General features: G+C 44.8%; 10 protein-coding genes. 2 read left to right on the forward strand and 8 right to left on the reverse strand.

Annotation, left to right across the window (positions count from 1 at the left end; all coding sequences use genetic code 11):
- Positions 1–19 precede the first annotated feature (19 nt).
- The 6 genes from E4663_RS11090 to E4663_RS11115 form a co-directional block, all read right to left on the reverse strand.
- The gene (locus E4663_RS11090; RefSeq protein WP_135327664.1) at positions 20–562 is read right to left on the reverse strand and encodes a transcription repressor NadR; all 543 of its coding nucleotides are present in this window, start codon (positions 560–562) and stop codon (positions 20–22) included.
- Positions 563–648: 86 nt separating this feature from the next.
- A complete protein-coding gene (locus tag E4663_RS11095; RefSeq protein WP_135327665.1) occupies positions 649–2103 on the reverse strand; it encodes a glycoside hydrolase family 32 protein in 1455 nt (484 codons plus the stop codon).
- A gap of 11 nt (positions 2104–2114) precedes the next feature.
- A complete protein-coding gene (locus tag E4663_RS11100; protein ID WP_135327666.1) occupies positions 2115–3059 on the reverse strand; it encodes an aminoimidazole riboside kinase in 945 nt (314 codons plus the stop codon).
- A gap of 158 nt (positions 3060–3217) precedes the next feature.
- A complete protein-coding gene (locus E4663_RS11105; protein WP_079477834.1) occupies positions 3218–3712 on the reverse strand; it encodes a PTS sugar transporter subunit IIA in 495 nt (164 codons plus the stop codon).
- 120 nt (positions 3713–3832) lie between these two features.
- Complete coding sequence (gene megL / locus E4663_RS11110) at positions 3833–5011, reverse strand: methionine gamma-lyase (RefSeq protein ID WP_135327667.1); 1179 nt, start codon at positions 5009–5011, stop codon at positions 3833–3835.
- Positions 5012–5153: 142 nt separating this feature from the next.
- Positions 5154–6398, reverse strand: coding sequence for an EAL and HDOD domain-containing protein (locus E4663_RS11115; protein ID WP_135327668.1), 1245 nt, complete (start codon positions 6396–6398; stop codon positions 5154–5156).
- A 143-nt stretch (positions 6399–6541) separates the two neighbouring features.
- On the opposite strand from E4663_RS11115, the gene E4663_RS11120 reads away from it, so the two are divergent.
- Together E4663_RS11120 and rarD are read left to right on the forward strand one after the other, a co-directional pair.
- A complete protein-coding gene (locus E4663_RS11120; protein WP_135327669.1) occupies positions 6542–8131 on the forward strand; it encodes an FAD-dependent oxidoreductase in 1590 nt (529 codons plus the stop codon).
- Between the two features lie 123 nt (positions 8132–8254).
- Entirely contained in the window at positions 8255–9205 is a 951-nt protein-coding gene (gene rarD, locus E4663_RS11125; RefSeq protein WP_421803675.1) for an EamA family transporter RarD, read from the forward strand.
- 370 nt (positions 9206–9575) lie between these two features.
- On the opposite strand, the gene E4663_RS11130 is transcribed toward rarD, so the two are convergent.
- Both E4663_RS11130 and E4663_RS11135 read right to left on the reverse strand, forming a co-directional pair.
- Complete coding sequence (locus tag E4663_RS11130; protein WP_135327670.1) at positions 9576–10541, reverse strand: NAD(P)/FAD-dependent oxidoreductase; 966 nt, start codon at positions 10539–10541, stop codon at positions 9576–9578.
- A 277-nt stretch (positions 10542–10818) separates the two neighbouring features.
- Positions 10819–13965, reverse strand: coding sequence for an efflux RND transporter permease subunit (locus E4663_RS11135; protein ID WP_135327671.1), 3147 nt, complete (start codon positions 13963–13965; stop codon positions 10819–10821).
- Positions 13966–14022 lie beyond the last annotated feature (57 nt).

Consider the following 14022-nt stretch of genomic DNA (forward strand, 5'->3'; position numbering starts at 1 on the left):
CTTTTCGTGTAAATGTCCATTAATTTTTCATTAAGATCCCAGCATCGCCTAAGGCTTCAATCGCTTCCTCCAACGCATCCTCACTATCTGAAGCGATGGTATGCGTATGAATACCATCCGTAAGTTCCAAAAGGAAGGACGCTTTGGTCGTTTGCACTTGGTCGATGAATTTCTTTACATCCCTGCGATTCGAAATCCTGAGCTGAGCAGTCAAATCACCATAAATCGGATGCTCTACAACGACGTCCTGTACGTAGACACCATGATCGACTAGTATATTCAACTCATCCTCTGTTTCATTCGAACCATGCTGGCATACAATCGTACGCTGATAAGCAAGTTCATCTTTGGCATCTGTCATGAAAAGATACCCTTGGCTTGTCGCAACAATCGGTTCATTCCGTGCCTTCAACAACGAAACATCGCCGACAATCACTTGCCTCGTAACATTCATCTCTTCAGCTAATGAGCTTCCGGTGACGGGCGTTCCACGTTGTTTTAGCAAAGATAGGATGTGCTCTCTACGTTCACTTGCTTTCATTTTTTTGAATGATTGACTCATTTAAAACGGCTCCTTCGTGCGATTTACATAAGATTATCTTACCACAAGAGATGGGACTTCTGGAAGAGATAGGGGGAACTTCTCACCTATACTTCAAATCCGGAAAGCTTCCACTGCTCCACAGAAAAAGTTGTGGACCCTAGCGAAGTAAACAAAATATGTTCTTCTTCAGGTTGAGGGTAGATTCTTGATGTAAAGACCTCTTCACCGTTGTTCACAAAGATCTCTAACGTCGAGTGATCCAGAAACATATGGATGTTCTTCAGTTCACTTCTTAATTCCGTCCGGCGAAACTCTGTTTTCGACTTATCTTCCAAATGTGGTCTCGATAAGGTCATAACACCATCTTTGTAACTTAAGGAAGCGTATTGGAACAGTTCAATTGAGAATTGTTCGCCGGTTGTCTCGAGATCAATATTCAATTCAATGGCTTTTCCTTGAATACCACGAATCGCCTTTTGATCATTCTCGATTGTGATAGAAGAATGAAGCAGAACAGGACCTCTCATTTCCTTCAGTTCCTCCAGCGGTTGCTGAATGATCTGTTCTCCGTCCCATGTCAATTGGCGAGGTAAGGTCAAACAATGGATCCACTCGTTCTCAACTGTTGGGTGGGCTTGTTCATATTGGTCTGGTACACCCATCCACCCAATCAATATACGACGCCCTTTGTCATCTACCGTTGTTTGAGGAGCGTAAAACTCAAACCCAAGGTCTAGTTCTGTAAAAGTCCCGTGGTCCAAATACGGCTTATCGTAATCTAATTGACCAGTGAAGTAACCACTTTGATACACATTCGCATATTTCATACCGTCTGCTTCCAAGCCTTGAGGAGAGACGATGAGCACATCCGTACCATCTAATTCGAACAGGTCAGGACATTCCCACATGTAACCGAATGAACCCATACCGTTTTCCTTACTTCCTGCAATCGGTCCGAGGAAGGTCCATTCCAACAAATCATCGGAACGGAAAAGCACAGCTTTCCCTTGTTCGTCCTCGCTCTGTGCTCCGATCACCATATAGAACCGGTCATCATGACTCCAGACTTTCGGGTCGCGGAAATGAGCAGTGTACCCGTCCGGAAGCTCTGCTACTACTCCTTTTTTCTCGAAATGGATCCCGTCTTCTGACACAGCAAGACATTGATACGTTTCGCGATTTCCGTTCTCGTCTTTCACATTTCCTGTGTAAAAGAGGTGGAGCTTATCTTCGTGTACAATCGCGCTACCAGAATAGACACCATTCTTATCGAACCAGTCTGATGGTGTCAGAGCCGGCTTTTCATGCGTATAATGGACGAAATCTTTCGTGGTGTAATGACCCCAGAATTTCGCACCATGCCCCGTATCAAACGGCATCCATTGATAGAAAATATGATACGTATCCCCCCACTGGACGAAACCGTTCGGATCATTCAACAAACCGACCGGTGGCATCAGGTGGTAGCTAAGCCTGTATGGATCAGCTTCCACTGTTTCTTTATGCTGTTCGACTTCTTCCGCGGCTAGTTGTAGTAACTCTTGATTTCTCTCTGACATACGGTCCCCTCCTATTTCAAGTACTCATCGACTTCAGCGCGTGTTGGTAGTGCTGTCATAGCTCCTTTGGTCGACGCTGCAAGTGCCCCTGATACACTCGCGAATTTCGTAATCTCTTCTAACTCGGATAAAGTCAACTGGTCTGTAGATTTGTCTCGTTCGCTCAACTGATACAATACTCCAGAAACGAAGGCATCACCCGCTCCAGTCGTGTCGACGGCTTGTACTTTCATCGCTGGAACAGTGGTGTGTCCTTCTTTAGTGAAAATATGGCTCCCATCCGCACCAAGCGTTACATAAAGAACAGGAATATCGAATCCAGCGAGCTTTTCTACTCCTTTTTCAATATCCGTTTCCCCAGTCAGGAACTCGAGCTCTTCTTCTGAGATTTTCACAATATCTGCTTCTCCCAGCATCGATTCAATCGTTTCTTTCGCTTGATCTTCTGATTTCCATAATCCGAGGCGAAGATTCGGGTCGTAGGAAACAATGACACCTTGCGTTTTAGCCTGTTGAACTGCGAATTTCGTTGCCGTACGTGCCGGTTCATTGATCATAGAAATAGAACCGAAATGGAAGACGTTATGCTCCTCGAATAACGCAGGGACCACTTCTTCCTTCTCCAAATAACGATCCGCACTTGGGTCAATATAGAAGTCAAAGCTCCGTTCCCCATTGTCATCCAATGTGACGAAAACGACTCCGGTCCGGACATCTTTAGTAAACAGCATGTGCTCTGTGTTCACTCCATAAGAGGAAAGCGTGTCGTAAAGAAAACGGCCCAGTACATCATCGCCTACTTTCCCTAGGAACGTAGAACGGACACCTAAACGGGACAATCCAACCGCTACGTTAGCTGGTGCACCCCCGGGACTTTTCTGGAAATTGATATTCTCGTCATCTAACGGAATGAAATCGATCAGGGCTTCCCCTAAACTAATTACGCCTTTTTTCATCATGAACCAACCTTTCCGTTTATGTAGATATTTTCTCCATTATACCCGTAATCAGGGGGCGGTTTCCAATATTCTTATAGTAAATAGGGAATCGATTACACACAGACATGTGAAGTCATAAAAGATCCTGAAGTTTTTCGCTTCAGGATCTTTTTTCGTTATTTCGTTTTCACCGTAGCAATGGAAGTCTCTCCAGCCTGTGCTTCATCTGAGTAAGAAGGATCGAATGTTTCTACCGCATCATCAAAGTTCGTTATGATAACAGGGGTAATCGTGCTCTTTGCTTTCTCTTTCACCAGTTCAGGATCGAATGTGATCAAATGGTCTCCAGCACTCACCTTATCCCCTTGTTTCACGTGTCCTTCAAATCCTTCCCCTTCCATCGAAACGGTTTCCAATCCGATATGCACTAATACTTCTATTCCGGACTTCGTCTTGATTCCAACCGCATGATTGGTCGGGAAGATTTGGACGATCTCACCTGATATAGGGCTGACCACTTTACCATCAGCAGGTTCCACTGCCACTCCGTCTCCCATCATACGCTGACTGAAAACGGGGTCGTCCACTTCATCAAGGGAGACAACTTTACCATTTACCGGTGCGAGGAGCGTTTCTTCTGTGCTTTTCTTACCGAATAATTTCTCTAACACGTGTATCCTTCCTTTCTAAGAAGAAAAGTATAGTGAAGCATATACCTACTCCATTCCCCTAGACTTCTCTGATAAACCAACGAAACGCATGCTCTTAATTTAAAGAGCATGCGTTTTTTATTACATACGATCCAGTGCCTGAACGATATCAGCCCAAATATCCTCTTTCGATTCTAGCCCTACAGACAGACGCACCATCGTATCCGATATTCCCATCTTGACGCGATCATGCTCTGGTATGACTGCATGGGTCATCGTTGCAGGATGTTGGATTAAGGTTTCTGCATCACCAAGGCTGACTGCAATCTTGATCATTTTCAAATGGTTCATCATTTGCTGAGCTGTTTGCTTCGTCCCTTTCACGTCAAAAGACAGGACACCACCAGCTTGACGCATCTGCTTCTCAACAATGTTTCCTTCGCTTCCGGTTAAATTCCCTGGATAAAAGACCCGATCTACCTTGGGATGCTGCAGAAGTTTTTCAGCCATCCAGGTAGCATTGGAAGTATGGCGGTCCATTCGTATGTGCAAAGTCTTCAGTCCCCTTAACAATAGCCAAGCATCAAATGGAGCTAGAACCCCTCCGCTATCTTTTTGTTCCTGCTTAGCTAGTGCCGAAATATATGAGTCCTTTCCTACAACAAGTCCAGCGACAACATCACCATGGCCGCTTATATACTTCGTCGCGCTATGTAACACGATGTCGCAACCGAGCGTCAGCGGTTGTTGCAGATAAGGGGAACAGAATGTATTATCGACGACAACCGGGATACCAGACGAGTGGGCAACACGTGCAATCATCTCCAAATCTAATACGGTCATGGTGGGATTTATCGGTGTTTCGATAAATATACAAGCTGGTGTTTTTTCAGCAATTGTCTCATTCAACCTATCCTCTGATGAAAGAGCACTGAAGGAATGAGTAATCGAATATTTCTCTTTTAACCATTGAAGCAGACCATACGTACAACCATACACACCCTTGCTGCACAAGATGTGATCGCCTCCTTTCGTCAGAGAAGTGAGCACAGCGGATACTGCCGCCATACCGGATGCAAAGGCTAGTCCCTTCTCTCCTTGTTCCAACACCGCTATTCTCTCTTCCAGCATTCGGACAGTCGGGTTGCCAAGGCGCGAATAAATAAACCCATCCTCCGCACCTGCAAAACGCTTCTCTCCTTGCTCTGCTGTTGAAAAAGCGAAAGTAGAAGTTTGGAAAATCGGAGTGGTTAGACTTCCGTCATAATCGTGCTGCTTGTTACCCCCATGGATCATTTCCGATTCAATTCGTCTTTTCATAGAAAAGCTCTCCCTTCTATTATCTAAATATATTAAAAGAAAACGCTTACATTACAAGCGAAATAAAAAGGATCGCTCCTATAGAAACAACAGAAAACGATCCGTACCCTTCTCCAAACCAACTAACTTCGGAATTAGATGATTAAGAGGTGAAATGCTCTTGATATAGTTGATCCGTCCAAGCAATCGATTGGCCGTAAATCTCAAAGATTTCATTCAACGGAAGATCGAATGAAGTAAGTTCCTGCTCTAAATACTCGAAATCCGCTTGTTCCATCGCAATCACTACATCTAAAATGTTCCGGTAAAGATTGTTCTCGTTGTTCAGAGCCTTCTGAATCTCCGTGTCGAGCGGCAGGGAATTCGCGATTTCACTCATCGGTCTTTTGGTTATGACATCAATCAAAGACATGAATCCAGCTAGAAAATAGCCATCCGCTCTTCCAGGGCACTGCAACCTAACGGCGACTTGTTCAGACATTTTAGCTCGGACTAAGCTTGTCTTTGTGACCAATTGGGGAGTCTGACCGATGGAAGGGGCCGCTTCCTCAATCGATAATACGTATAACCATTTCTTAAGCGACTCTGTGCCGAGCAGCATGACCGCTTGACGAATCGACTGGATAGGTACGGACCCTTGTTTCGTTGTCGTATTGATCAAACGGAGCAGTTTGTAAGTCAACGCGATATCTTGACCGATGATTTCAGTAACCTTCTCAATATCAATTTCCTCTGTAGGAAGAGACAGTTCCCGTATCATTTGAAAGTAGGTGCTGTGAAAAAACGGGATATCCGTCCCTGTAATCACTACAGGCTTACTGAAGTAAAACCCTTGGAATAGGTCGAACCCTTCTTGCTTGCAGCGCTCATAATCTTCTCTTGTCTCTACTTTTTCAGCGAGTAAGGTGATACCGAGGCGCTTCGCAATTTGGACCATTTCGATCCGCTCTTCTTCTGACGCTGCAAAAATGTCTACTTTTAGAATATCTATGTATCGGATTAATTCTGTGTAATCGTCACCTCTCAAGTTCACGACATCATCTAATGCAATCTTATAACCTTTCTCCTTCAGACCACGACAGACAGCGGTCAATTCGCGGCTGATGGACACGTCCTCTAATATTTCTACAATAAGCTGGTGAGGGGAAAAATACTCTGGAACTTTATCCAATAGAAGTTGTTCCGTAAAGTTGATGAAACAGGGTTTGTTTTGCGACATTCGATCCAATCCGATTGTCAGAAACGTATTCCTCAACACTTCCGATGTAGCTTGGTTCCCATCCATTGGTACGAAATGATTTTCGAGACTGTTTCGATAGAGCAACTCATAGCCATACACTTCATCGTTCTTCTTCAAGATCGGCTGTCTCGCCACAAACACTTCCATTATTTCTCCCCCTTAACCTCCCGACAATATCAGGTCAATTATACTACATAACCAGGGGTATGTTAATTTAATACCTAATTTTTACATGAAATATTTGATCTCGGTAAAACTGTTAATAAAGCGTCTATTTGAGGAGGACTTTTATGAACCGAGATCATCAGGATTGGACACAACCCGAGCCGATTTGGCGTGAAAATTGCACCATCGATTCATTCGATCCATTAACTGAAGACGTTACGACAGACGTCTTAGTCGTAGGAGGTGGTATAACCGGTATTACCACGGCTTATTTACTGACGAAAGCCGGCAAGCAAGTGACACTGGTTGAAGCTGACGAACTTGTGAATGGTACGACAGGACATACGACCGCAAAAGTTACCGCCCAGCACGGTCTCATCTACCACGAATTCCGGAAACACTTCGGAGATGAAGACGCTTCTTTGTATTACCAAGCTCAAATGGGGGCGCTCCGCTTGATGGAAGAATTGATCGACGAGCACTCGATCGAGTGTGACTGGGTCAAGGAAGATGCCAATCTATTCGCAACTACGAAGCAAGGGGCCATCAAGCTCGAGAAAGAATACGATGCTTACTTGTATTTAGATATTCCAGGGGCCTTAACAGAAGCCCTACCATTCGATATGGAAGCGACAAAAGCCTTACAAATGAAAGACCAAGCGCGTTTCCATCCAGTTAAATACTTAGCAGTCCTCGTTAAAGAACTGAAAGAAATGGGCTGCGCTATCTATGAACAGACGACTGCGACAGATGTGAAAGAAGAAGATTGCATCTACGTTTCGACTAATAATCATCACACCATTACATGTGACAAACTCATCTCATGCAGCCACTTCCCTTTTTACGACGGAAAAGGGTTCTATTTCAGCCGTATGTACGCAGAGCGTTCGTATTTGATGGCGATTGAACCAGAGAAAGAAATTCCTGAAGGGATGTACGTTTCCATCGATGAGCCAAAACGAACCGTTCGCACCGCAGAGTACAACGGGAAACCGATATTGTTAGTTGGTGGAGAAAGCCATAAAACAGGTGAGGGAGTCGACACCTCCTTTCATTACAAGATCATCGAAGAATTCGCCGCTGAAACATTCGGTATCAAACGAAAACTGGCGCAATGGTCCGCACAAGACTTAACGACATTGGATAAAGTGCCGTATATCGGCCCTATCACCCGTCGTAATAAGAACGTATTCATCGCAACAGGGTTCCGAAAATGGGGCATGACCAACGGAACACTTGCTGCACAACTCATCAGCGACTACGTTCTTGGCGAAGAGTCGTTGTTCCATGAACTCTTCAAACCATCCCGGTTCAAGACCGACCCTAGTATGAAGCAATTCTTATCGCAGAATTTCGACGTTGCTAACCATTTGATCGATGGAAAGCTTGAGCTTGTCGCCGATCGTCCGGAGCGACTTCGAAAAGGGGAAGGGAAAGTCATTCAATGGAGAGGTGAAAGAGCTGGAGCATTCAAGGATGACGACGGTCAGCTATATATGGTCGACACTACCTGCACCCACATGGGGTGCGAAGTGGAATGGAATGGTGCGGAAAGGTCATGGGATTGTCCATGTCACGGTTCGCGATTCTCTTTTGACGGCTCCGTGATGGAAGGTCCTGCGGATCAACCACTACCCGACTTGTCCCAAGAATTGATGCCTCTTGATGAACATAATCATGAAGGACAGGAAGATCAATTAGAAGAAAGCGAATAAGAACAACAACCAGAGATCTAACAGGTCTCTGGTTGTTTATCTTTATATACTTAAACATTGCTGGTGTGAGGTGCTTCGAATCAATCGTTTTTTAACACAACGCAAACAAAGAGGAGTACAATGATGGATATCCATACTTATAGAAAGGAATCTTCCGTCATGATACAAAACCAAAAACTAGGCATCCTTTATACTGCCAGTGCCTACATACTCTGGGGAGTTCTGCCGATTTACTGGAAACTGATTCAACAAATTCCCGCCTTTGAAATTCTGGCGCACCGGATCATCTGGTCCTTCGTCTTCATGGGAGCAATCGTCCTGATAGCCAGAAAGAGAAAAGGCTTCTCTCAACAAGTTCGAGAGATCATCAAAGATAAGAAACAGCTGATTGGTATCACGCTCGCTTCGGTCGCAATCAGCATCAACTGGGTAACGTACATATGGGCCGTCAACACAGACCACGTCATTGAAGCAAGCTTGGGTTATTACATCAACCCACTTGTCAGCATTCTACTTGGGATGATTGTTCTGAAAGAAACCTTCTCCAAAGTACAATGGCTCGCTTTTCTTCTAGCAGGATGCGGAGTTGCCTACATGACCTTCCATTTTGGATCTGTACCTTGGATTGCCCTGCTGCTCGCATTCAGCTTCGGCACTTATGGATTGTTAAAGAAATTGGTTCCTTTGAACGCGATGTACGGGCTCACAATTGAGACGATGATTGTGACACCTGTTGCGCTGATCTATTTATTGAATCAACAAACTGGTCAGTGGGGACAAATCGAATTGGTATCCCTGACTTCGCTTCTCGTGTTTGGCGCTGGGATTGTGACGGCCATACCGCTTTTACTATTTTCTGCAGGAGCGAAGAGAATTCCACTTTCTATGGTCGGTTTTCTACAGTATTTTGCACCGACCATTATGCTCGCGATCGGGGTTTTCCTATATGATGAATCGTTCACTCAAGTACATGGGATTTCCTTCACTTTAATTTGGGCTGGACTGGCTGTTTATACTTTGGCACGTATGAAGCGGCTGCGACGGTATGAGAATAAACTCACCAAAGGAGCTTAGAGTTATTGGAAAATGGTGCAGGTTTCAGTGATTGATAAATAGTCGCATATGAGCGATTCCCAGCTCGTTTTCGTTGATTCCTTTCTAAAGTTGAGTGATACGTTCGTTTTTTCGCAGATAACTGCTAGGCATGTGAGCGATAACAGCGCGTATTTCGTTGATTGATAAAAGGCGAAAGTTGAGCGATTCCTCCGGCAATTCAATTGATTTCACGCTTCAATTGATCGATGCAGCACATTTTTCGCAGGTATTCGCTCGAACGCGAGCGATACGGATGCACTTTTCGTTGATGAACAAAATTCCAACAATCCAAAAAAGCTTAGCGCTTCAAGCGCTAAGCTTTAAATAATTCTCGATATCTTAAATAAGTCTACCAGCTAAGGTAAGCGGCTGCATCTTTTCCTGATAAATAAGCACTCTCAAACCTGGTTCTTCCAGCCGGATCGTTCGACCGTAGGAATGCATCTCCGGCTGCAACGAGCGTGCCATCTCCGGTCAAATCCACATAAGGCTCTCGAAGTACTTGTTTAGCCTGCGCATAACGCCAGCGTTTCAACTGCTCAGATTCTAGGTCTTCCCAGTCCAAGTAAGGTTCTGCCATTTCCTTCATCAGACCCATTACGTAATCTTCTCCGAAATGACGACGTGACCAGTCTCCTGTCATATAGACAGTGACAATGACATCCTCTGAAATACCCTTCTTCTGATGATCGACAATCCGCTCCATTCCATCCGGTAAATCATGGTCGAGTTGCCCACTTTCCGGCAATGTCGTCCCTGATTTGAAATGGAAGATACCTACATAGGTTGGTTCGAATTTGACCGCCTTCAACTGCTTCACTACCTTCGGCTGGATAGAAATAGAGCTTTGATTGATCAATTGCACAATTTGTGGTGCTGGCATGGTCAGCAGAACTTTTTCCGATTGCCATACGTTCCCTTCCAAATCTTCCAACTGATAGTATCCCTCTTCTTTCCTGATAACGGATACTTCGGACTGCAGTTTACTAGAAAAGCCATCTCCTAAGTGTTTAGCAAGCTTGTTCATTCCTTCCACTGCTGTGTACCGTGTGTGGTCTTCCCCAAACCAAGGTTTGATCCATCCCTGATTGAGCCACTCGTTTACATCTTCTTCTAATTCATCTGTTCTGACAGTGAAAAACTGCGCGCCATGATCGGCCTTCCCATTCGCTACTCGTCTTGTCGCTAACCGACCACCTACACTCTTACTTTTATCTACAAGAAGAATTTGGTTGCGTCCTTGCTTACTAAGCCTTCTTGCAGCCGTAAGTCCAGCCAAGCCCGCTCCCACAATTGTAATTTCATATTTTTCCATCAGCGCACCTCCAATGCTAAATTACCTTCACGTCACCTACACATGTCCTGTTATGTAAGGTCTACCCTTTTCCAAAATCTATCAACCGAACTCTTATCAAAAGGTGGGTTCATAAGCACCCCATTCGAATGGTTCAAGCACCAGTTACCTTTCACTTTAGCATAGTTTACTAGAATTTCTTCATTTCAATTAAATTACACAACCAACCCCGGTTTTCCTTCTAATACATAAAAAAAGAGCATCCCTTCTTCAGGAAGAGATGCTCTATGCTTACCAATTATGCTTTTTTCTTGCGTCTGAATTTGCTTAAGAATTCATAGACCAGTGGTACGATCAATAGCGTTAGAAGCGTTGAGCTTGCTAGTCCGCCGATAACTGTCACACCGAGTCCTTTACTAATAATAGATCCACCTTCAAAGCCTAATGCTAGCGGCAATAATGCACCGATTGTCGCCAAGGCTGTCATCAGAATCGGACGAAGTCTTGTCATACCTGCATCGACCAGCGCTTCTCGAGTAGAAAGCCCTTCATTCTCTTTATGAATGACACGGTCAATGAGCACGATTGCGTTCGTCACTACGATTCCGATCAGCATCAATGCTCCGATCATTGCGGAAATACTTAGCGTCTCTCCACTAATCAACAGACCAAGTACCGCTCCGATGATGGTAAACGGTAAGGAGAACAAGATTGCCAGTGGTGCAAGTCCTCCACCGAAGAAGATAACGAGAATCAAGTACACAATCGCAATCGCCGCAAGCATAGCGAGACCAAGCTGTGTAAAGGATTCTTGAATATCCTGTGCTACACCACCTTGAGTGATGTCTACGCCTGTCGGTGTTTCGATATCTTGTACTTTCTCATTCACTTCTTGGGAAACAGATCCGACATCATCTACTGTAATTTCAGCGCTGACACTCGCATAGACGCTTCCATTACGACGAGTGATGGTGTCAGCCGTTGTTCCTTCTTCTACTTCTACCACTTCACTGATTGGAACGGATTGTCCTGTCGGTGTTTGAAGTTCACGATCTGTCAAATCTTCAATGCCTTCCGCTTCTTGAGTACTCACTTGTACGAAGACATCCACTTCTTCCCCGTCGAGTTCTAACGTCGTCAGTGCAGGTTGGTCACGATTTTCATTCAGTGCCATGCCAATCTGAGCAGCTGTTAGGCCAAGTTCACTCAGTTTCTCGTGGTTGGCTACGAGCGTGTACTCTTCATATGATTCGGATAAGCTGGAGTCAATATTCCGCAGGTCGTCTTGCTGAGACAATACCTCTTCCACCTCAGCTACTACCGGTTTGATTTGCTCCGTATCTTCACCATACACAAGTACTTCTAAGCCGCTACCGCCACCTGTGCCGGAGAAGTCTTGGTTCATCCACTCGCCTTTTTCCGTCTGTTCATTCAAGGCGTCAATTACTTCTTGTGTCTCTTCAGAGAAGTTCTCTGTATCATCAGCATATTCTACGAAAAATGCTGCTTGATTAGAGGCTCCGGGGCTCATCGGATTCTCGCCACCAACAGAATATTGGATAGTCTCTGCCCCTTCGCGTCCTTCAAAGATCTCAGCAGCGTTCATTGCTACCTCTTCCACGTCTTCAATCGTCTGTCCTGGCTCAGGGTTATATGTCGCCATGACCATCTTCTGCTCTTGTTCAGGCAGGAAGCTGGTTCCGACAAGTGGTACAAGCGCTACACTTCCTACAAGTACAGCGATCGCCACTACTGCAGAGATTATTTTATGATTCAATGTAGCGTTCAAGACTTTACGGTAAAGGTTGGCTAAACGTCCGCCCCCCTCTTCGTGGCCTTTTTTCACTTTGTCGCTCTTCAAGAGAGAATGGGACAGCATCGGCACAATCGTTACCGCTACAAGCAAGGATGCAAGTAGAGCGAAAACAACGGTTAATGCAAATGGTAGGAAGATTTGCCCTACCGTTCCTTCTACAAGTCCAAGCGGCAGGAATACCGCGATGGTTACTAAAGTAGAGGAAAGAATCGGCATGAACATTTCACGTGTCGCTTCCCTTACGAGTGCTTTTCCTTCTAGCTTCTCGCCCGGTAAGGACATTCGTCTGTATATGTTTTCAACGACCACAATGGAGTCATCGACTACACGACCAATCGCGACCGTCATGGCGCCAAGAGTCATAATGTTCAACGTGATGTCCATTTGCTTCAAGAATAAAATCGCAATCAACAGCGACAACGGAATCGAGATTATCGAAATCAACGTTGTTTTAAAGTTACGCAGGAATAACAAAATAACGATAACTGCGAACAATCCACCAAATAGGGCCTTATTCAGCATAGTGCTGACAGATTCTTCAATCGGTTCCCCTTGGTCAAAGGAGTAGACAAATTCTACGCCATCTAGTTCATCTTCAAAGTTCGCTGTTTCTTCCTTCACTAGGTTGACGACATCAACCGTATTGGCTTCTTGGGATTTCACAACTTGAAGCGTGATAGAATCTTCGCCGTTTGTGCGAGAGATCGACTCTGCTTCCCCTACTACTTCTACATCAGCGAGTTCCCCAAGCTGTACGGTTGGAATCGATACCTGCTGATCAGCTGATGGACTTTGTCCCTGACCAGGCGCTTGTGGTGGTGTTTGACCTTGCTGAGCGGAAGAACCTTGTGATCCACCCATCTGCCCTTGGGCCCCACTGTTACTTGGAACGGCAGGAAGTTCAAGCTCCTGAAGCTGTTCCACACTTGTTATGTTTCCATTTATAACGACCGATTTTTGGGTATCATCAAATGTATAAAGTCCTAATGGGAATTTGACATCTTGACCTTTAATCAAATTCGATACCGTGTCTTGATCTAAGCCATATTCGGATAACGCTTCTTCATCGAAATCAATACGGACTTCCTGGATTTGCTGACCGGATACTTGAACATCCGCAACTCCTTCTAGTCCTTCTAATGCCGGTACGATTTGGTCTTCAACCGTTGTCGTCAGTTGTTCTAGAGACTGGTCCCCATTTAATGCACTGAGACTCACAACCGGAAAGGCGTTGAAGTTCAATCGTGAAACAGACGGATCTTGTGCTTCCTCAGGAAGTTCCGTGCCGTTTACAGCATCTTGTAATTCATCTTCTGCTTCATCCAAACTCTTGTCGAAACTATATTCGATCAGAAGGGATGATGCATTTTGGAAGGATGTGGAACTTACCGTCTTCACACCACTCAAATTACTCACTTGTTGTTCTAACGGTTCTGATATTTCATCTGCGACTTCTTGAGGTGTCGCACCTGGATATACTGTTGTAACTGTTATAATAGGTGGTTCAATATCAGGAATGGTTTCTAATTTCATATTGAGACCCGCATATAAGCCTGCTATCGTGATAATGATTGTCATTAACCAGATCGCAAACTTATTGTTCATCGAAAAGTTGATGATCCCTTTCATCGCTTCTCTCTCCTTTGTTGACCGTTTAGTCATAATCATCTACAATATTAATGACCA

It is taken from the genome of Halobacillus salinus (assembly GCF_004684905.1).
GTDB lineage: Bacteria > Bacillota > Bacilli > Bacillales > Halobacillaceae > Halobacillus > Halobacillus salinus.